This window comes from Pseudomonas sp. 478 (assembly GCF_003254125.1).
GTDB lineage: Bacteria > Pseudomonadota > Gammaproteobacteria > Pseudomonadales > Pseudomonadaceae > Aquipseudomonas.
On sequence record NZ_QKZG01000022.1, the window covers coordinates 43,735 to 63,054 of the forward strand.

Genomic DNA, 19,320 nt, shown 5'->3' on the forward strand with positions numbered 1-19,320 from the left:
TGATGATCGAAATCTAAACTGTCAACAATTTTGATTATGATCAACATCCATGTATCATCAACCCACGAATTTCCAGCGGTAACGAGGTATCGAACATGCGAGTGAGCAAGGCCCAGGCCCAGGCCAATCGGGAGCACATCGTCGAAACGGCCTCGGCCATGTTTCGCGAACGCGGTTTTGACGGTGTCGGCGTGGCCGACTTGATGGCCGCTGCCGGTTTCACCCATGGCGGTTTCTACAAACATTTCGGTTCGAAGGCCGACTTGATGGCTGAGGCCTCGGCCAACAGCCTTGCGCAATCGCTGATCAGCGCTGAAGCACTGAGCATCAAGGATTTCATCGATGTGTATGTGTCCAGGGATCATCGCGACGGGCGCGCCACGGGTTGCACCATGGCAGCGTTGTGCGGCGACGCTGCGCGTCAGTCCGGCGATGTGAAGTCAGCATTCGCTGAGGGCATTGAGCGCACGCTGCAAATTCTCGGCGAAAAATACCCGACCGGGCCGGATGCGCCAGCGGGTGAGGCTAGGGAGAAAGTGATCGACCTGTTGGCGCGCGCGGTCGGTGCGATCATGTTATCGCGCGCCTGTCCTGACGACTCGGCGTTGGCGGATGAAATTCTGGCGGTGTGTCACACGAAGATGACCGCATCATTATCTATTCAATCGTAGGTTCATTTCGTCCTTGGCCGACACGAATGAATGTCTACTTTTCACCGTTTTCTGCCTGCCGCCACCGGCAGCATTGGGTGGACTGCTGCCCTTCGCCACAAACGGCTATCACCCCAGAAGCGGACCATTAACGCCCCAGTCTCGCTTGGGACTCTTCAAAATGATGCCGTAACAATGGCACCCCTCGCTAATAGCCAGCATAGACACCTACTCGCCCATAAAATCCCCCTTGAAAAACGCGATAAATAGCTAGCTATTTGTTGACGGAAGTCTGAAGTATTCATTTGAAATTTCGGATTCTTCCACCCCGCCGCCTATGCCTAACATCGGCTCCACAGCGAACCAGCCACGGCAGCGCCGGCTGGCTTTGTCGAAGTGCTTTTGCAGTAGGCCTGAGGATTTTTGAGGATCACCGATGAAGCTGGAAATTTTCCGCACGCTGTGGGGTTACACCGCCAGCAAGGCCCAGGCGCTTGAAGAGCTGCTGCAGGCGGGCTTTGATGGAATGGAAGCACGTCTGCCACTGGACGCCCGTGAACGGGCCGAGTTCGCCGCCTTTCTCCAGGCCAATCGCCTGGGTTACATCAGCACGGTTTTCACTGCATACGATGTGCTGCCGGACCAGTCGGCGCCCCCTGCCGTTCACCTCAATGACCTCGATCAGAAACTCGCCTGGGCCGCCGAGCTCGGCCCACATTTCGTCAACGTGCTGGCGGGCAATGACCGCTGGTCCTTGCCCCAACAAGTGGAGTTTTTTGGCCAGGCGCTGGATCTGGCGCGCAAGCACGGCCAGGTCTGCAGTTTCGAAACTCACCGCTCGCGTTCGCTGTTCAACCCCTGGGTGACCCTGGAGTTGATCCGGCAACAGCCCGATCTGTTGTTCACCAGTGACATCAGCCATTGGGTCGTGACCTGCGAGCGTCTGTTGAATGACCCGGCCGATGATCTGAGCGCTTTCATCGAGCGGGTTCACCATATCCAGGCACGGGTCGGTTACGACCAGGGCCCACAGGTTCCGCACCCGGCGGCTCCCGAATATGCAAAAGAACTGGCTTTCCATCAGCAGCACTGGGAAAGCATCTGGCGCTCGCAGCAAGCCCGCGGTTACCAGGTCAGTACCCTGACCCCGGAATTCGGCGCTGACGGCTACCTGCATCATTTGCCCTTCACCAATGTCCCGGTCGCCGACCTGTGGTCATTGAACGTGTGGATGGGCCAGACCGAGCGCGAACACTTCGAGCGTTTCCACCACTCAAGCCATCCTTAGGGAGCCGATGCGTCATGCCTGATGATAAAAACAACAGCGCCAGCACTGACACACACAAAGCCAACTTCAATAGCATCCCGGTGGTCAACATCGCCGGTCTGTACAGCGTCGAACTGGAACACCGCCTGGCCGTGGCCGAACATTTGGGGCGCGCCGCCAGCGAAGTCGGGTTCCTCTATATCACCAATCACGGTATCGACCCGCAATTGATCGCCAACCTGCGCAAGGCGGCCAAGGACTTTTTCGACCAGCCCTTCGACACCAAGATGCGGCACTACATCGGCACCTCGCAAACCCACAAGGGCTTTGTGCCCGAAGGCGAAGAGGTCTATTCCAAAGGCAAGCCGGACCACAAGGAAGCCTTCGACGTCGGCTTCGAAGTCCCGGCCGATGATCCGCTGGTGCTGGCCAACACCCCATTGCTGGGGCCCAACGACTGGCCACAACTGCCGGGTTTCAAGGCGTCGGTGCAGGCCTACTATGAAGCGATCTTCGCCTTGGGCCGGCGCCTGTTCGGCGGCTTTGCCCTGACCCTGGGGCTGGATGAAAACTATTTCGACAGCCTGGTCACCCGCCCGCCGTCCAAGCTGCGCCTGATCCACTACCCCTTCGACGGTGCCGCCCATGACGCACCGGGCCTTGGCGCCCATACTGATTACGAGTGCTTCACCATCCTCCTGGCCGACAAACCAGGCCTTGAGGTGATGAACAACCTTGGACAATGGATCGATGCACCACCGATGGCCGATGCCTTTGTGGTCAACATCGGCGACATGCTGGAAGTGATGACAGCAGGCGCATTCGTTGCCACTGCGCACCGGGTGCGGAGCGTGAAGGAGGAGCGTTATTCCTTTCCTCTGTTTTATGCCTGCGACTATCACACCCAGATCAAACCGCTGCCCGGGTTCACCCAGGGAGGCAACGACTACGAAGAAATCACGATCGGCGAACACATGTACGGCCAGGCACTGCAGACCTATCAGTATCTGCGCCAGAGGGTGGCCAATGGGGACGTTCAACTGCCAGGCAAGGCACGCAAGCCCGCCAGTTTCGGACATTTGAAAAATCAGGCGCAACCGTCCTGATTGAAGCTTTCAGTTACCCCTTACCTACGCCGGAGTCAGTGAACAATGAAAAACAATAAAAAAACCCTTTTGAGCTTGGCTGTATTGGCAGCCGGTATGCTCGGTGCCTCGTTGAGCATGGCCGCATCAGACACGTTCAAGGTCGGCATGGAAATCACCTACCCTCCTTTTGAGTCCTATGACAAAGACAAAAACGTGGTGGGCTCAGACCCGGAACTGGCAGCCGCCCTGGCCAAGCACATGAACGCCAAGGTGGAGTTCATCGACACCAAATTCCCGAGCCTGATCCTGGGCCTGAACTCCGCCAAATACGACGCGGTCATTTCCGGCATGTACATCACACCGGAGCGCCAGACTCAGGCCCAGACCATCGCCTATGCCAACACTGGTGCCGCGGTCATGGTGCCCAAGGGCAGCGAGATCAATGCGAAAAAACCTGAAGACCTGTGCGGCTTGAAACTGGGTCTGGAACAGGGCACCACCTGGGTCAAGGAATTCAAGAAACTCTCCGATGAGTACTGCGTGCCGAATAACAAAGGCGCGATCACCGTCAGCGAGTACCCTTCTGCGCCCGAAGTGACCCAGGCCCTGTTGTCCAAAAACATTCAGGCCCAGGTTGAAATCGCTGGCGCTGCCAAAATGATCGCGGAAAAAACCAATGGCCGGGTAGTGATCACCACCGAACACCCGATCTATCAACAAACCCTCGGTATCTTCGTCAAGAAGGGTAACGACGAAACATTCCAGGCCGTGCAAAAAGCCTTCGAAGAGACGAAAAAGAGCGGTGAATACGCCGCTATTCTTAAGAAATATGGCTTGGAAGAACCGACTGCCCACTAAGAACGTGTCCTTGTAGTCTGGTCATCTGCCGCCCCTGCACCGGGGTGGCAGATCGAGGTGCCCTATGCAATTCGATTGGTCGTATTTCTTCTCCCTGTTCTCCCTGCCGGACTTTTGGAAGGCCTGCGTCACGGTGGTCCAGCTCAGTGCCCTGGCCTGGTTCCTCGGCATGCTGCTGGGCTTTGGCCTGGCCACGGCCAAGTTGTCCCAGTCGCCCCTATTGCGCATTCCCGCGGCGGTCTACATCTGGTTCTTCCGCAGCATCCCGTTGCTGGTGCTGGTGGTCTTCGTCTACAACTTGCCCCAATTGTTTCCCGGTAGCGGACCGATTCTGTCGAACCCCTTCTACTCCGGCTTGCTTGCCTTGGTGGTCACGGAAGCGGCTTACATGGCAGAGATCCACCGTGGTGGCCTGATCTCCGTGGCCAAGGGCCAAAAGGAAGCAGGCCGCGCGCTGGGTGTCGGCCTGTTCGGCATGCAGCGCTTGATCGTGATCCCCCAGGCTTTCCGTATCTCGCTGCCGACGTTGATCAATGAATACATCACGGTGGTCAAGCTGACGTCGCTTGTCTCCGTCATCTCCCTGACCGAAATCCTCACGGTCGGCCAACGCCTCTATGCCACCAACTTCCTGGTCATGGAAACCCTGGCGGCGGTGGGCGTGTACTACGTGCTGATCGTCACCGTGTTCGGCTTTTTCCTGCAGCGCCTGGAGCGCTACCTGGACCTGAACTTCCGCAAGCCGCATACACTCGATGCCGCCGCCGTGGTCAAGCTCAAGGCCTGCGCCGAAGCCTTGCCCGACATTGCGCGTAAAGCCGCGGGCAACAACACGACGCCAATCCTGCAACTGAAGAACATCCAGAAGAGCTATGGCACGCACCAAGTGCTGATGGGGATCGATCTGAATGTCGAATACGGCCAGGTGATCTCGATCATTGGCCCATCCGGTTCCGGCAAAACTTCGCTGATCCGCACGGTCAACGGCCTGGAAACCATCGATACCGGCGACATTCTGTTGTTCGGTGAAAAATTCATCGAAGCGTCGGACAAACCCAACAGCGCCCGTCTGCGCAAAGGCGTGCGGCACATTGGCATGGTGTTCCAGAACTTCAATCTGTTCCCGCACCGCACCATTCTCGACAACGTCACGCTGGCGCCGCGTTACCACGGCATCCCTGGCGAGCTGAGCGAACACCGTGCGTATGCGCTGCTGGACAAGGTCGGCCTGCTCGCCCATGCCCACAAGTACCCGCACCAACTCTCCGGCGGACAGCAACAGCGCGTGGCAATCGCGCGTGCTTTGGCCATGGAACCGGACATCATGCTGTTCGACGAGCCTACGTCAGCGCTCGATCCAGAGCTGGTGGGCGATGTGCTGAACGTCATACGCGACCTTGCCAGTGAAGGCATGACCATGATTATCGTCACCCACGAAATGGATTTTGCCATGTCGATATCCGACCGGGTCGTGTTCATGGAGAACGGTAATATCCAACTGGATGCCGCACCTGAAACCATACGCTGCGATGCCGAAGGAGAGAGAGTGCGGCGCTTTATGGGCATCAGTACTCGATCGCCAAACCTGCCTGTCACTGCGAATCATGCGTGAGCATGGATGCTGCAGCAGGCAACCACTTTCTTTGAGCTTCCTTCTTTCAGGAAAACACGCATGAACCTTGGAATAGCAGGACGCTGGGCGCTGGTGTGCGCGGCCAGCAAAGGCCTGGGTAAAGCCTGCGCACAGGCACTCGTCAGCGAAGGCGTGAACGTGGTGATCACCGCCCGAGGCGAACAGACGCTGAATGAAACAGCCCGTCAGCTCAGAGCGATCAATCCTGAAGTGACGGTCATCGCCGTAGCCGGAGACATTTCAACGCCCGAGGGTCGCGCGGCCGCCCTCATGGCCCATGAGCATTTCGATATTTTGATCAACAACGCTGGAGGCCCTCCTCCCGGGGATTTCCGCGAATGGGACCGCGACGCCTGGCTGAAGGCATTGGATACCAACATGCTCACCCCTATCGAGCTGATCAAGGCAACGGTAGACGGCATGGCGACCCGCGGATTTGGCCGAATCATCAACATCACGTCGAGTGCCGTGAAGTCCCCGATCGAAAGCCTGGGTCTTTCCAATGGCGCGCGCAGTGGTCTGACGGGATTTATCGCAGGGCTTGCCCGGCAAGAAAACATCGCCAGTCGGAATGTGACGATCAACAACCTGCAACCGGGCTCATTCGACACCGATCGACTGCGTGACAACCTGGTCGCTGCTGCCGAAGAATCGGGGCAAGACAGTGAGGCATTCCTCGGCGAATGCCGTAGCGAAATTCCTGCCAAACGCTTCGGCTCACCCGAGGAGTTCGGCGCTCTGTGCGCCTTCATTTGCAGCAGCCATGCGGGCTACCTGACCGGGCAGAACCTGTTGATTGATGGAGGGGCCATTCGCTCCAGCCAATAAAGACGGCAGGCACAACTGGAGCGAATGGCATAGATGCGTTCGCCATTGCGTTCCAACCCTCAACCCTGATACCGAGTCCAAATGAACTCAGTAGTACGACAGGCTTTGCAACTGAGTCTGTTGTACTTCCCTATCAGTCGTTATGGGTTGCCGGTGCTTGTCGGAAACTGTCTATCAAGCCCACCTGCGCGGCACTTAAATAAGTGCCTGATTCCGACACCCTCTGCCGGCAGCCGACAGACGCTTTAATTTTATCTTCTTACTCTCCACTGACCGACGTTCATCGCTTCACGTCGGTCCAGTCAGTCCTGCCACTGCACACCCCGCCATAGGCTCTAGCCGAGCGGACTATGGGTCGGGTGTAAGGAGAATAAGAATAATGAATCCAGTGTTTACATCATCACTCAACCACTTGCTCGATACCGTCACCGCTGGACCGCAGCGCGTCCCAGGCGTAGTCGCAGCAATAACCGGGCGCGACGGTTTGCTCTACGAAGGAGCTTCAGGTCAACGGACGCTCGGTCAAGCCGGTGCAATGACGACCGACAGTGTTTTCGCCATGTTTTCGACGACTAAAGCGATAACCGCCACGGCGGTGCTTCAGTTGGTCGAGGACGGCCTACTGGATCTCGATGCGCCTGCCAGGAACTATGTGCCGATGATCGGCGAACTCAAGGTGCTCGAAGGGTTTGATATCGACGGCACCCCGCGGCTTCGCGCGCCAAAAAAACACATCACCACGCGGATGCTTCTGCTTCATACCGCAGGCCTGGGTTATGAATTCTTTAACGAGAACTACAACAGGCTAGTCCAGGAAGGACGCCAACCCAGCATCATCAGTGGATCGTTGGCGGCACTCATGACGCCCTTGCTGTTTGAGCCTGGTGAACAGTGGGAATACGGTTCCAGCATGGATTGGGCCGGTCTGGTGGTCGAGGCCATTACCGGCAAACGTCTGGGTGAAGTCATGCAACAGCGTATTTTTGAGCCGCTGGGCATGACCGATACCGCCTTTAGCATGACTGCATCGATGTTCCAGCGACGGGCTGGAATGCATCAGCGTGAAGAAGATGGATCGCTGACCGCAGTCGAGGGTTCCCTTCTTCCAGAGGAACCAGAAGTGCACATGGGAGGCCATGGTCTGTTCTCGACAGTGAAGGATTATTGCCTGTTCATCCGGGCCTGGTTAAACGATGGACAAGGTGATCACGGACCCATTCTGAAGCCTGAGACGATTCGTTTCGCTGAAAAAAACGGGCTCGACAACCTGAAAATAAAAGCCCTTCCCTGCGTGATTCCGAGTATTTCCCACACGGCGGAATTCTTCCCCGGCATGCCAAAGTCATGGGCGTTGAGTTTCATGATCAACGAACAAGACGCACCCACCGGTCGTCCTGCGGGCTCTTTGGCGTGGGCTGGATTGGCCAATCTTTTCTATTGGATCGATCGCAAGAATGGCATCGGCGGTTTTTGGGCCACTCAGATATTGCCATTCGTAGACCCTGTTTCGACCAATGGATATCTGGATTTCGAAACGGCGGCCTACCGCAATCTGACCACCTGAACCCGTACTTGATTCGATTCGCATGAGAGCCCTCCAAGGGCTCCAGGCGATGGCGCAAGAAAACTATCCCCTTCTCCGAAAACAACAAAAACAAAACAGGTGACTCATGGAGATCTCCACACGTACCCCTGCGCGCGCTCGATCCACAGAATGCGCATTTGGCACGTCAACAATCAGCGCCGGCCTCCTGTTGGCGACTCTGGCGGGCAACGCCGAAGCTGTCGATGTGGACGCCGGCGAATACACCGCAGCGCTTCCAGCCGGCAGCAATATCGGCTTGCTTTACCTCCAGCATGCCGAACGGCGGTCGCTTTACGGTAACGGTCACAAGGTTGCGATCAAAGCGGGACTCGACTCGGATATCGGCATATTGCGCGTTGCGAATTACCAGCAGTTGGGTGACTACACGATCAATACGCAGTTCCTGTTGCCATTCGGGCGCCTGGAAGGAACACGCGATAACGACGCGTTGGGACAAGCCAATGGCACGGGCGACTTGATTCTGGCGTCCACCCTGTGGCTCGTGAATGATCCGGCGAAGAACCGTTACTGGGGCATAGCGCCCTACCTGTACGTGCCGACCGGTAACTATGACCGAAACGATGCACTCAACCTTGGAGAAAACCGTTGGAAGATGACGTTGCAGACGGGCTATGTGACCGGCCTCACTGAAAAGTTATCCCTGGACCTCACCGCCGACGTGACCCTGTTTGGCAAAAATGACGACCTCACGAGTCAAAGCCTGACGTTGCGCCAGAAGCCACTATGGCAAGCCCAGACCTACCTGAGATACGCCGTGACACCCAAGCTGTCGGTGCATGTCGGTGCGTCTCAACTCTGGGGTGGTGAGACGAGCATTGACGGTCAGGATCAGGACGATGAACCCAACACCAGCAAGTACCGTGTCGGGGGATCGTACTGGATGACCCCGACGTTCCAGGCCCTGCTCAATTACGGCCAGGACGTATCGGTCGACAACGGCTTCAAGGAAAAGCAGCGGGTAAACCTGCGGCTGTTGTGGGTGTTCTGACCTACAGCAAGTGATTGGCTTCCTGGGCACCGAGAGTGGATTGGACGTCACTCTCGGTGCCCTTTCCTGCCTCGCATCGCTAACGCAGTCGGCGCTGCAAGGTTTGGGAGGGTAATTCACTGAAACGCTTGCGATAGATTCCCGCAAATTCACCCAGGTTTAGATAACCCCACCGAAAGGCGATGGTGGAAACAGTCGTACCCGACTCCGGATCCGTTGCCAATAAATCGCGGCGCACACCCTGCAATCGCTGCTCGCGCAAGAACGCACCGGGCGTCATGCCGCGAAAACGCGAGAAGGCTCCACTCAATGCCCGCACACTGGTCCCGACGGCACTGGCAACCTCTGTCATCGTCGGCAGGTTCGCTGCGTTGGCACTCATGAACTCTTCAGCGGCCCTGACATAACGCGGTGCAATCCGGTTCATTGGACTATTGAAATCAAGCCCTGCTTGCTCGGCGCGGCCAGCCCACTCTCGCAATAAATGAACGCAAAGACTTTGCTCCAGGTGAGCCCCCATACGTCCTTCAGCCATGTGTTCGGAAGCCTCGGCAACACAACGAACCGTGTACTCCAGCAGGCTTAGCCAGCTAGAACCGATTCCGCCGATAATGCATTTATGTCTCCAGAACCGATCATCGGGCACGAACCCAAACCACTGCTGCGCCATCCGCTCCAAAACTGCATGAGGAATAGTCAGATTCAGTTGCAGGTGATCCGGGTCGAGGTCGATCCGGTAATCGACACGACTGCAATTGGCAATGAAGGATTGACCTACTGCCGTATCCTCAGTGACCGAACGTTGAGCCCAGTGCCGGGCATTGCCGCGAACGGTCGTAAGCAGTAACGCATTCCCCGCCTCGGGGGAAAACTCATCGACGCTCACCGCGACTCCATAGGCAAAACGAGTCAGCGTCAACTCGCCAATCCTGGACGAATGCATGGTTGCGCGCGGCTTGATGGCATGCCCGATGGGGGCCACACGATAGGGCATGTAAACGCGATCCGACCAGTCGCTGATTTCATCCCACTCGGTTGAAAAGATTTTGTGTTGCTGGCGTAGCGGCTTGCCGCTGACATCGGTTAACAACGCATGCTCAAGAAGCATAGAGACACCTGTTTTTATTTTTTTAGGGTCAGGTTGCAGGTTCGAGATCATCCAGCGCCTGTGCTCCTTCGTAAAGAGCTTTTTGATAGCGCGAGGGACCGTTGACGGCGTCTTCACTTTGCACCGGTCTGGTCGACTCAGTGCGGTACGCCGTTGTCCCATTCCGAGACAGTTGTACGAGTTTGATACAGCCTGTTTTGCCGGTCCTGTCCGGGTTGCCTCCCAAGTAAGGCCGGGAGCCCAGCGCCCGCGGCGCTTTCGGTGGGGCTGGCACAGGCGTTGCTCCTGGGTCCGGTACAAGACCCACAACAACGAGGCGCCACCCATGGAAAACCTACTGCATCCCAAGACCGTCGAATTCCTCTCAAGAAAACCGCGCATGCTGATCGGCGCCGGATGGATGGACGCCGCCAGCGGCGCGACCATGGCCGTGCGCAACCCAGCCACCGGCAACCTTCTGCTGGAAGTGCCGTCCGCCGACCATGTCGACGTGGACCGTGCGGTGCAAGCCGCGCGCCGCGCCTTCGATGATTCTGCCTGGAGCCGCATGCGTCCGCGCGAGCGGCAGAACCTGCTGTGGCGCCTGGCCGACTTGATCGAGCGCGACGCTCAGGTGATCGCCGAGCTGGAATGTCTGAACAACGGCAAGAGCGTGCAGATGGCCCGTCTGGTGGACGTGCAGTTGTCCATCGACTCCTTGCGCTACATGGCCGGCTGGGCCACCAAGCTCTCGGGCAGTACAGTAGATCCGTCCCTGCCACTGATGCCGGACAGCGAATTCCACGCCTTTATCCGCCGCGAGGCGGTAGGTGTGGTCGGTGCCATCGTCGCCTGGAACTTCCCCTTCATGTTGGCTTGCTGGAAACTCGGTCCGGCCCTGGCCACCGGTTGCAGCCTGGTACTCAAGCCGGCCGACGAGACGCCGCTGAGTGCCCTCAAGCTGGCCGAACTGGTGCTGGAAGCCGGCTACCCCACCGGCGTATTCAACGTGGTCACCGGCACCGGCCTCAGCGCTGGCGCGGCGCTGACCCGCCACCCGGGCGTAGACAAGCTGACCTTCACCGGCTCCACCGAAGTGGGCAAGCAGATTGGCAAAGCAGCCATGGACAACATGACCCGCGTCACCCTGGAGCTGGGCGGCAAGTCGCCCACCATCGTCCTGGCCGACGCCGATCTGCAGGTGGCCGCCGCCGGTGCCGCCAGCGCCATCTTCTTCAACCAGGGCCAGGTGTGTTGCGCCGGCTCGCGCCTGTACGTGCACCGCAAACACTTCGACCGGGTGGTGGGCGACATCGTCGATATCGCCAATGGCATGAAACTCGGTAGCGGCCTCGACCCCAGCGCGGCCATGGGTCCGCTGATCTCCGCCAAGCAACAGGATCGGGTGCACAACTACATCGAGATGGGCCGCGAACTGGGCGCCACTATCGCCTGCGGCGGCGAGAAGTTCGGTCCCGGCTACTTCGTCCAACCCACGGTAATCGTCGACGTCGACCAGAAGCATCGCCTGGTGCAGGAGGAGATCTTCGGCCCGGTGCTGGTGGCCATGCCCTTCGACGACCTCGACGAAGCCGTGCGCCTGGCCAACGACAATCCCTACGGCCTTGGCGCCAGCATCTGGTCCAACGACATGAGCGCGGTGCACCGCATGATCCCGCGCATCAAGTCCGGCTCGATCTGGGTCAACTGCCACAGCGCCCTCGACCCGGTACTGCCCTTTGGCGGCTACAAGCTCTCCGGTGTCGGCCGCGAATTGGGTGCGGCGGCTATCGACCACTACACCGAACTGAAGACGGTGATGATCAAGCTGTAACCCATTTCAGCCGGAGGGTGGTTAGCGCCCCCGGCTGCTTTTTCTTCTCAGCATCACGCCAGCACCCACCCACAACTCAACTATCAAGGAATCTGTCATGCCCAAATATGTCATCGAGCGGGAAATTCCGGGCGCGGGAAAACTCTCGGCCGAAGAACTCCAGGCCATTTCGCAGAAGTCTTGTGCCGTGCTCAGCACCATGGGACCACAGATCCAATGGCTGCAGAGCTATGTGACTGACGACAAGGTCTACTGTCTGTACATCGCGGCGAACGAACAGTTGATCCGCGAACACGCCGCGCAGGGCGGCTTCCCGGCCAACAGCGTCGCCGAAGTGCTCGAAATCATCGGCCCAAACACCGCCGGATAGTACCGCCACGCCATGCGCAAGGCCGCCGCTCCTGTCGGAGCGCGGCGTTGCCTCCAGCGTTAACCCTCCTCCATTCCCTTGAGCTTCCGATACAGGGTCGCTCGCCCGATTCCCAGGCTGCGCGCGGCGGCCGAGAGGTTGCCGCCGCTCGCTTCCACCGCCGCCTTGATTGCACGCAGCTCCGAGACCTGCAGGGTATCCCCCGCCTGTAGATGCGGCTGCGGTGTCCCTGCCGTTGACCCGACCGGAACTTCACAACCCTCCAATACGTCATCCGGCAGATGCTGCAGGTCGATTTCCCTGTCGCTCTCGGCCAAGGCAGCGGCCAGACGCAGGGTCTGGTTAAGCTGGCGAACATTGCCCGGCCAACGGTAAGCCAACAGCGCCTGCAGTGCCGCTTTGCTCAGGCTGAGCGGTTGGTGTGGGGTGGTTGCGGCGCACAGCAAGTGCTGGATCAGCGCTTCGAGGTCGCGACGCTCGCGTAGGGCCGGCAGGAATACGCGCAGGCCATTGATGCGGTAGTAGAGATCCTCGCGAAAGCCCTGGTTGGCGCTGAGCAGCTTGAGATCTCGGTGGGTGGCGCAGATCAGCGCGCAGTCCACCTTGATTACCTGGCTGCTGCCAAGACGGCTCAGGCTGCGTTCCTGCAGCACGCGCAGCAGGCGACCTTGCAGTTCCAGGGGCATGTCCCCGATCTCGTCAAGAAACAGAGTGCCCTTGTGCGCCTGTTCGATCTTGCCACTGGCGCCACCCTTGCGGCTGCCGGTAAAGGCACCTTCGACGTGACCAAACAGTTCCGACTCGATCAGGCTGGCCGGGATGGACGAACAGTTGATCGCGACGAAGGCCTCACCAGCTCGGCGGCTGCCTTCATGCAACAGACGGGCAAAAACCTCCTTGCCCGTGCCGGTTTCGCCGTTGATCAGCACCGGGATGTCATGGGAGAAGGCCTTGCGTGCCCGGGCCAGAGCGTCCTGCAAGGCCGAATCCTGCAGGCAGGGGCCGGCCTCGGACGAGGGCAACTGCTCGACGGTAGTTGCAGGCAAAGATGTCGAACGCGGCACCCGCGTCATTTTCTGATCAGGACTCAGAGTGATACAAGCATGCAGTTCGCCGCGGTGGTGGCTGCGCAAGCGCAAAGGCGCACTGAGGTCGTGGCGGCAATAGCAGGTGGCATGAACGAAAGGCATGTCGAACAGCTCGGCGAAGTCCAGGCCGGACCGAATCTCGCCGAGATTCAACAACTGTCCGGCGATGCGGTTGACACAGCGCAACTTACCGGCCGGGTCGAAGGCCATCAGGCCTTCCAGTGGCGTACCGAGAATGTCCAGGCGGTGGTGCAGGTGCACCAGCAGCACATCACCTAGCTGGGCGAACATGCGGTTTTCGATGGCACGAGCGGCGAACACCAGGGAATCCAGAGTGTAGACCGAGGGCACGCCGTGTTTGCTGCTGGCGTCCAGTACTCCGACTATGCCGCCGTCCAGGCCGAAGATCGGCGTGGCCAGGCAGGAGAAACGGCGAGCCTCCTCGAGGTAATGCTCCTCGCCGACAAAAAACACCGAGTCGCGCTCGGTCAGGGCGCAACTCGGCGCGGTGGTACCCACGTTCTGCTCGGAAATTTGCGCGCCGACACGGAACACCTGGTTCAACTCGCGGTTGTCGGAGATGCGGTGGCCCAGGGTGCTGAGTACTACGCCTTCCAGATCGATGCAGGCCAGCACCCAGTCCTTCGGCGACAGAGCGGCGTGCAGCTGCTCCATCTCCGGGGTGGCGCAGGTAAGCAGCAGGCGATTGCTTTCGGCGATCTGCGAGCCGCTGGCGACCACCGGAGCGTCGAACAACAGACTGTCGCGCTGGCACAGGCCGTAATTCTGCGAGCGCTGCCAGGATCTCTCGACCACTTGGGAATCGACGAAACGCTTGCGCGAAGGAAGGGGCGCGGGGCTGTTGAGTTTGTGCATGGCATGCGTCTCGCGGGCGAATGTCTCGAAGTGGGCCAGCTCGACCCCAAGCCACTGTCTCAATTTGAGCCAGTGATACAGCGGGACAATTCCCGCGCTTCGTTCGACAACTCTTATTGTTATTTAAGCCATTGATTTAAAATTGCTTTTTACAAAATAGAAAAAGCTGGCACAAGCCCTGCTCAATGACTTCACGTTAGTCCGGATAAGCGCTCCGACACTAAGTTCGATCATAAACAAAAACAATAAAGGTGATGTTATGAAAATGAGCACAGAGCCGGCTCGCCTCAGCCCTGCGGGGTTGCCGCGCGAGCGCCGTCCAGCGCATCTGTTGCATGCTTCGCTATTGAGCCTGCTCGCCGGTTTCTCCTGCAGCGCCTCGGCTGTGGATGTCGATGCTGGCGATTACACCGCCCTTGCGGAAGGCACCAACCTGGGGTTGCTCTATTACCAGCACACCGAACGCGACGCCCTATACGCCGACAGCCACAAGGTCCCCATCAATGCCGGTCTGGATTCCGACATCGGCATTCTGCGCGGCGTGCACTTCACCAAGATCGGCGATTACATCGTCGACCCTCAGTTCCTCCTGCCGTTCGGCAACGTGCGAGCCAAGGATGACCTGCAAGACCTGGGCAACGACAGCGGCACTGGCGACTTGATCCTTGCCGCCACCGTCTGGCTGCTGAATGAACCGGAAAAGCGTCGTTACTTTGGTATCACCCCCTTCCTCTTTGTGCCCACCGGCAGCTACGACAAGGATCAGGCGATCAACCTCGGCGAGAACCGCTGGAAGTTCGCCCTGCAAGCCGGCTATATCACCGGTTTGACCGAAAAGCTGACCCTTGATCTGGTCGGCGACGTGACCTTCTTCGGCGACAACGATGACTACGGTAGCGCCAGCGTCACCCAGAAGCAGGACCCGCTCTATCAAGGCCAGGCTTTTCTGCGCTACAACTTCACCGAGCGTTTCGATGTGCGCGCTGGCATTTCGAAACTCTGGGGCGGCGAAAGCAACATCAGTGACCTGGACATGGACGACAAGCCCGGCACCAGCAAATTCACTGTCGGCACGTCGTACTTCGTCACCCCAAGTACCCAGTTGATGGTCAATTACGGTCAAGACATAGAAGTGGACAACGGGTTCAAGGAGGACAGCCGCATCAACTTGCGCATCCTCCAGCTGTTCTAGCCACCGCCGCTCGCCAGGGTCTCATTCCAATCAAATAACAGGAGTCCTGCGTCTATGAACACGCAGTTTGCATCCCAAATTCTCGCTGGCCTGGCCTTCGCCTTGCTGGCACCGTTGGTCGTCGCTACACAGGTCGACCAGGCCGCCATCATTGCCAGCAAGCAAGACGGTAGCCAATGGCTCAGCCATGGCCGCACCTATGACGAACAGCGCTTCAGCCCACTGGACCAGATCACCGCGCAGAACGCCGGCAAGCTGGGTCTGGCCTGGTCCCTTGACCTCGATAACCACCGCGGCCTGGAAGCAACGCCGCTGTTCGCCGACGGCGTGCTCTATACCTCGCTGTCCTGGAGCCGCGCGATGGCGGTGGATGCGCGCACCGGCAAGACACTCTGGACCTTCGATCCGCAGATCGCCCGCGACAAGGCCCGTGACGCATGCTGTGACGCGGTCAACCGCGGTGTCGCACTGTGGAATGGCAAGGTCTTCATTGGCACCCTGGACGGCCGACTGATTGCCCTCGACGCAAAAACCGGCAAGCAGGTGTGGAGTCAGCAGACCACCGATAACAGCAAGCCCTACACCATCACCGGCGCGCCGCGTGTGGTAAAGGGTAAGGTGATCATCGGCAACGGCGGCGCCGAGTACGGCGTGCGTGGCTACTTCTCCGCCTATGATGCCGAGAGCGGCAAGATGGCTTGGCGCTTCTACACTGTGCCCGGCGACCCGAACAAACCCTACGAACACCCTGAGCTGGCCGAAGCGGCCAAGACCTGGAAGGGTGACGAGTACTGGAAGCTCGGCGGCGGCGGCACGGTGTGGGACGGCATGGCCTATGACCCTGAACTGGACCTGCTGTACGTCGGCACCGGCAACGGTTCGCCGTGGAACCGCGAGCTGCGCAGTCCCGGTGGCGGCGACAACCTCTACCTGTCCTCGATCCTCGCGCTCAACCCGGACAGCGGCCGACTGGCCTGGCACTATCAGGTGACCCCGGGCGACTCCTGGGACTTCACCGCCACCCAACAGATCACCCTGGCTACCCTGGAGATCGGCGGCAAGCCACGCAAGGTGCTGATGCAAGCGCCGAAGAACGGCTTCTTCTATGTCATCGACCGCCAGACCGGCGAGCTGCTCTCTGCCGAAAAGTTCGGCAAGGTAACCTGGGCCGAGAAGATCGATCTGGCCACTGGCAAGCCGGTGGAGGCGCCCGGCGTGCGCTACGAGAAAGAGCCCATCGTCATGTGGCCGAGCCCCTTCGGCGCGCACGGCTGGCATTCGATGTCGTTCAACCCACAAACCGGCCTGGTTTATATCCCCTATCAGGAGATTCCAGGCGTCTACCGCAACGAAGGCAAGGACTTCGTCAAACGTAAGGGCTTCAACACCGGTGCGGGCTTCTCCGACACCACCGCGATTCCCCGCGAGGCCGTTTCCGGCGCACTGTTGGCCTGGGACCCGGTCAAACAGAAGGAAGCCTGGCGCGTCCCCTACTCTCACTACTGGAACGGCGGCACCCTGAGCACCGCCGGCAACCTGGTGTTCCAGGGTACGGCCGACGGCAACTTCATCGCCTACTCTGCAGACAAAGGCAAGAAGCTCTGGTCATTCGGCGCACAGACCGGCATCGTCGCCGCCCCGATGACCTACAGCCTGGAGGGTGAGCAGTACATCGCCGTGATGGCCGGCTGGGGTGGTGTCGCCCCGCTGATCGGAGGCGATGCCGCTTTGGCGCCGGGGGCCGGTAATCTCAGCCGCCTGCTGGTGTTCAAACTCGACGGCAAGGCATCCCTGCCGCCGCTGCCAGAGAAAACAGTGGTGGCCGTAAACCGCACGCCAAAACCGGTCGACGCTTCCCCCGCGGATATCGCCGCCGGCCAACAGTTGTACGGCGGCTACTGCTCCGTCTGCCACGGCGTGGGCGCAGTCAGTGGTGGATTGATCCCCGATCTGCGCAAGTCCGACGAGCCGCGCCGCGACCTGTTCCAGCAGATCGTCCTGGATGGCGTGCTGCGACCTCTCGGTATGCCGTCTTTCAAGGACAGCCTGGAGCCCGCCGATGTCGAGAAGATCAAGCGCTACGTGATGAGTCGGGAGTACGCCGATTACCTCAAGGCACAGCAACCGACCGCGGCCAAGGCCACGCCATGATTACGGAGCGGTAGCGCAACGGCGGCGAGTCAGGATGACCGGACTCGCCACCATGCCAAGCAAGGATGCACAACAGGCTTTTGATCAAACCATCCAACAACAGTGAGGAACTCATCATGTGGACCAAACCTGCCTACACCGACCTGCGCATTGGTTTTGAAGTCACCATGTACTTCGCTAACCGCTGACCCTTGAGCGTGGTGCTGCGCCTCCGTCCGCTCCACGAACGTCGCGCCACGCGAACCTTGCCCCAGCTCGCTGGGGACTTTTTTCCGCAGTCGCGCTCCCGCGTGACTGCCTGTCGGAACCCCTCATGCACATCCAGATTCTTGGCTCCGCCGCCGGCGGTGGTTTCCCCCAGTGGAACTGCAACTGCGTGAACTGCGCCGGTTTTCGCGATGGCAGCCTGAACGCCAAGGCGCGGACCCAGTCGTCCATCGCCATTTCCGATAACGGCGTGAACTGGGTGCTGTGCAACGCATCGCCGGACATTCGCGCCCAACTCCAGAGCTTCGCCCCGATGCAACCGGGCCGCGCCCTGCGCGATACCGGCATCAACGCGATCATCCTGATGGACAGCCAGATCGACCACACCACCGGCCTGCTCAGCCTGCGTGAAGGTTGCCCGCACCAGGTCTGGTGCACCGACATGGTCCACGAAGACTTGAGCAGCGGTTTCCCGTTGTTCACCATGCTGACCCACTGGAACGGCGGGCTGACCTGGAACCCGATCGAGCTCGACCGCAGCTTCACCATCCCGGCCTGCCCGAGCCTGCGCTTCACCCCCTTGCCGCTACGCAGCGCCGCCCCACCGTACTCGCCGCACCGTTTCGACCCGCACCCCGGCGACAACATCGGCCTGATCGTTGAAGACCTCAACACCGGCGGCAAACTGTTCTACGCGCCGGGCCTGGGCAAGGTCGACGCACCGCTGCTCGAGATCATGGCCGGCAGCGATTGCCTGCTGGTGGACGGCACGCTGTGGGATGACGACGAAATGCAGCGCCGTGGCGTCGGCACCCGCACCGGCCGGGAAATGGGCCACCTGGCGCAGAACGGCCCCGGCGGCATGCTGGAAGTGCTGGAACAACTGCCCAAGCAGCGCAAAGTGCTTATCCACATCAACAACACCAACCCGATTCTCGATGAGGATTCGCCGGAGCGTGCAGAACTGGCTCGGCGCGAGGTTGAAGTGGCGTATGACGGCATGAGTATTGTGCTGTAGGACATCGAGACCGCTGCGCGGTCTATCGCCAGCAGGCTGGCTCCCACAGTTGGTCGCATTCCAATGTGGGAGCCAGCCTGCTGGCGATAAGGCCCGACCAGACACCACATAATCCGATGGTTGTTCCCGGAGAACAGACATGACTGACACCGCACTGTCCCCCGCCGAGTTCGAAGCAGCGCTGCGCGCCAAAGGCGCCTATTACCACATCCATCACCCGTACCACGTGGCGATGTATGAAGGCCGGGCAACGCGCGAGCAGATCCAGGGCTGGGTTGCCAACCGTTTCTATTACCAAGTGAACATCCCGCTCAAGGACGCCGCGATCCTCGCCAATTGCCCGGACCGCGAGATTCGTCGTGAGTGGATTCAGCGCCTGCTCGACCATGACGGCGCCCCCGGCGAAGACGGCGGCATCGAGGCCTGGCTGCGCCTGGGTCAGGCCGTCGGCCTCGACCCGGATCAACTGCGCTCGCAGGAATTGGTACTGCCCGGTGTACGTTTTGCCGTCGATGCCTACGTCAACTTCGCCCGCCGTGCCAGTTGGCAGGAAGCCGCCAGCAGCTCGCTGACCGAACT

At 59.6% G+C, this 19,320-nt stretch carries 17 protein-coding genes; 15 read left to right on the plus strand and 2 right to left on the minus strand.

The annotated features are described in order from the left end of the window. Window positions 1–95: 95 nt before the first annotated feature. From DFS28_RS29640 to DFS28_RS29675, 8 genes are all read left to right on the plus strand, one after another. Complete coding sequence (locus DFS28_RS29640) at window positions 96–671, plus strand: TetR/AcrR family transcriptional regulator (protein WP_111452612.1); 576 nt, start codon at window positions 96–98, stop codon at window positions 669–671. A 415-nt stretch (window positions 672–1,086) separates the two neighbouring features. Continuing rightward, a complete protein-coding gene (locus DFS28_RS29645) occupies window positions 1,087–1,938 on the plus strand; it encodes a sugar phosphate isomerase/epimerase (RefSeq protein ID WP_111452613.1) in 852 nt (283 codons plus the stop codon). A gap of 14 nt (window positions 1,939–1,952) precedes the next feature. Further along, window positions 1,953–3,023, plus strand: coding sequence for an isopenicillin N synthase family oxygenase (locus DFS28_RS29650; RefSeq protein WP_111452614.1), 1,071 nt, complete (start codon window positions 1,953–1,955; stop codon window positions 3,021–3,023). 45 nt (window positions 3,024–3,068) lie between these two features. Next, window positions 3,069–3,863, plus strand: a complete 795-nt coding sequence (locus tag DFS28_RS29655; protein ID WP_111452615.1) for an ABC transporter substrate-binding protein — start codon at window positions 3,069–3,071, stop codon at window positions 3,861–3,863. A gap of 64 nt (window positions 3,864–3,927) precedes the next feature. Beyond that, window positions 3,928–5,475, plus strand: a complete 1,548-nt coding sequence (locus DFS28_RS29660; protein WP_111452616.1) for an amino acid ABC transporter permease/ATP-binding protein — start codon at window positions 3,928–3,930, stop codon at window positions 5,473–5,475. A gap of 60 nt (window positions 5,476–5,535) precedes the next feature. After that, on the plus strand, window positions 5,536–6,324 hold the full coding sequence (locus tag DFS28_RS29665) for an SDR family oxidoreductase (RefSeq protein ID WP_111452617.1): 789 nt from the start codon (window positions 5,536–5,538) through the stop codon (window positions 6,322–6,324). 379 nt (window positions 6,325–6,703) lie between these two features. Further along, the gene (locus DFS28_RS29670) at window positions 6,704–7,888 is read left to right on the plus strand and encodes a serine hydrolase (RefSeq protein WP_111452618.1); all 1,185 of its coding nucleotides are present in this window, start codon (window positions 6,704–6,706) and stop codon (window positions 7,886–7,888) included. A 106-nt stretch (window positions 7,889–7,994) separates the two neighbouring features. Then, on the plus strand, window positions 7,995–8,918 hold the full coding sequence (locus tag DFS28_RS29675; RefSeq protein ID WP_111452619.1) for a transporter: 924 nt from the start codon (window positions 7,995–7,997) through the stop codon (window positions 8,916–8,918). A gap of 79 nt (window positions 8,919–8,997) precedes the next feature. On the opposite strand, the gene DFS28_RS29680 is transcribed toward DFS28_RS29675, so the two are convergent. Continuing rightward, window positions 8,998–10,026: an AraC family transcriptional regulator gene (locus tag DFS28_RS29680; protein WP_111452628.1), complete on the minus strand. Its 1,029-nt coding sequence runs from the start codon at window positions 10,024–10,026 to the stop codon at window positions 8,998–9,000. A gap of 325 nt (window positions 10,027–10,351) precedes the next feature. Here DFS28_RS29680 and DFS28_RS29685 point away from each other — a divergent pair, with 325 nt between their 5' ends. Both DFS28_RS29685 and DFS28_RS29690 read left to right on the plus strand, forming a co-directional pair. Further along, the gene (locus tag DFS28_RS29685; protein WP_111452620.1) at window positions 10,352–11,839 is read left to right on the plus strand and encodes an aldehyde dehydrogenase; all 1,488 of its coding nucleotides are present in this window, start codon (window positions 10,352–10,354) and stop codon (window positions 11,837–11,839) included. A gap of 97 nt (window positions 11,840–11,936) precedes the next feature. After that, the gene (locus tag DFS28_RS29690; protein ID WP_111452621.1) at window positions 11,937–12,209 is read left to right on the plus strand and encodes a DUF4242 domain-containing protein; all 273 of its coding nucleotides are present in this window, start codon (window positions 11,937–11,939) and stop codon (window positions 12,207–12,209) included. Window positions 12,210–12,268: 59 nt separating this feature from the next. Here DFS28_RS29690 and DFS28_RS29695 read toward each other — a convergent pair whose 3' ends face one another. Then, a complete protein-coding gene (locus tag DFS28_RS29695; RefSeq protein ID WP_111452622.1) occupies window positions 12,269–14,173 on the minus strand; it encodes a sigma-54-dependent Fis family transcriptional regulator in 1,905 nt (634 codons plus the stop codon). A 259-nt stretch (window positions 14,174–14,432) separates the two neighbouring features. Here DFS28_RS29695 and DFS28_RS29700 point away from each other — a divergent pair, with 259 nt between their 5' ends. The 5 genes from DFS28_RS29700 to pqqC form a co-directional block, all read left to right on the plus strand. After that, window positions 14,433–15,365 carry a transporter gene (locus DFS28_RS29700; protein WP_111452623.1) on the plus strand — a complete coding sequence of 311 codons (933 nt, stop codon included), beginning with the start codon at window positions 14,433–14,435 and terminating at the stop codon, window positions 15,363–15,365. Window positions 15,366–15,419: 54 nt separating this feature from the next. Next, window positions 15,420–17,516, plus strand: coding sequence for a PQQ-dependent dehydrogenase, methanol/ethanol family (locus DFS28_RS29705; RefSeq protein WP_111452624.1), 2,097 nt, complete (start codon window positions 15,420–15,422; stop codon window positions 17,514–17,516). Between the two features lie 116 nt (window positions 17,517–17,632). Then, window positions 17,633–17,704 (plus strand): pyrroloquinoline quinone precursor peptide PqqA, encoded by a 72-nt coding sequence (gene pqqA / locus DFS28_RS29710; protein ID WP_003243383.1) that lies wholly within the window; start codon window positions 17,633–17,635, stop codon window positions 17,702–17,704. A gap of 125 nt (window positions 17,705–17,829) precedes the next feature. Then, window positions 17,830–18,741 carry a pyrroloquinoline quinone biosynthesis protein PqqB gene (gene pqqB, locus DFS28_RS29715; RefSeq protein ID WP_111452625.1) on the plus strand — a complete coding sequence of 304 codons (912 nt, stop codon included), beginning with the start codon at window positions 17,830–17,832 and terminating at the stop codon, window positions 18,739–18,741. A 139-nt stretch (window positions 18,742–18,880) separates the two neighbouring features. After that, window positions 18,881–19,320 (plus strand): pyrroloquinoline-quinone synthase PqqC (pqqC, locus tag DFS28_RS29720; protein WP_146604233.1); only part of this gene is annotated, 440 nt, incomplete at its 3' end.

Bases quoted from the DNA above. Each gene is read 5' to 3' on its own strand.
- DFS28_RS29640 (WP_111452612.1), top strand. From the start codon at position 96: ATGCGAGTGAGCAAGGCCCAGGCCCAGGCCAATCGGGAGCACATCGTC.
- DFS28_RS29645 (WP_111452613.1), top strand. From the start codon at position 1,087: ATGAAGCTGGAAATTTTCCGCACGCTGTGGGGTTACACCGCCAGCAAG.
- DFS28_RS29650 (WP_111452614.1), top strand. From the start codon at position 1,953: ATGCCTGATGATAAAAACAACAGCGCCAGCACTGACACACACAAAGCC.
- DFS28_RS29655 (WP_111452615.1), top strand. From the start codon at position 3,069: ATGAAAAACAATAAAAAAACCCTTTTGAGCTTGGCTGTATTGGCAGCC.
- DFS28_RS29660 (WP_111452616.1), top strand. From the start codon at position 3,928: ATGCAATTCGATTGGTCGTATTTCTTCTCCCTGTTCTCCCTGCCGGAC.
- DFS28_RS29665 (WP_111452617.1), top strand. From the start codon at position 5,536: ATGAACCTTGGAATAGCAGGACGCTGGGCGCTGGTGTGCGCGGCCAGC.
- DFS28_RS29670 (WP_111452618.1), top strand. From the start codon at position 6,704: ATGAATCCAGTGTTTACATCATCACTCAACCACTTGCTCGATACCGTC.
- DFS28_RS29675 (WP_111452619.1), top strand. From the start codon at position 7,995: ATGGAGATCTCCACACGTACCCCTGCGCGCGCTCGATCCACAGAATGC.
- DFS28_RS29680 (WP_111452628.1), bottom strand. From the start codon at position 10,026: ATGCTTCTTGAGCATGCGTTGTTAACCGATGTCAGCGGCAAGCCGCTA.
- DFS28_RS29685 (WP_111452620.1), top strand. From the start codon at position 10,352: ATGGAAAACCTACTGCATCCCAAGACCGTCGAATTCCTCTCAAGAAAA.
- DFS28_RS29690 (WP_111452621.1), top strand. From the start codon at position 11,937: ATGCCCAAATATGTCATCGAGCGGGAAATTCCGGGCGCGGGAAAACTC.
- DFS28_RS29695 (WP_111452622.1), bottom strand. From the start codon at position 14,173: ATGCACAAACTCAACAGCCCCGCGCCCCTTCCTTCGCGCAAGCGTTTC.
- DFS28_RS29700 (WP_111452623.1), top strand. From the start codon at position 14,433: ATGAAAATGAGCACAGAGCCGGCTCGCCTCAGCCCTGCGGGGTTGCCG.
- DFS28_RS29705 (WP_111452624.1), top strand. From the start codon at position 15,420: ATGAACACGCAGTTTGCATCCCAAATTCTCGCTGGCCTGGCCTTCGCC.
- pqqB (WP_111452625.1), top strand. From the start codon at position 17,830: ATGCACATCCAGATTCTTGGCTCCGCCGCCGGCGGTGGTTTCCCCCAG.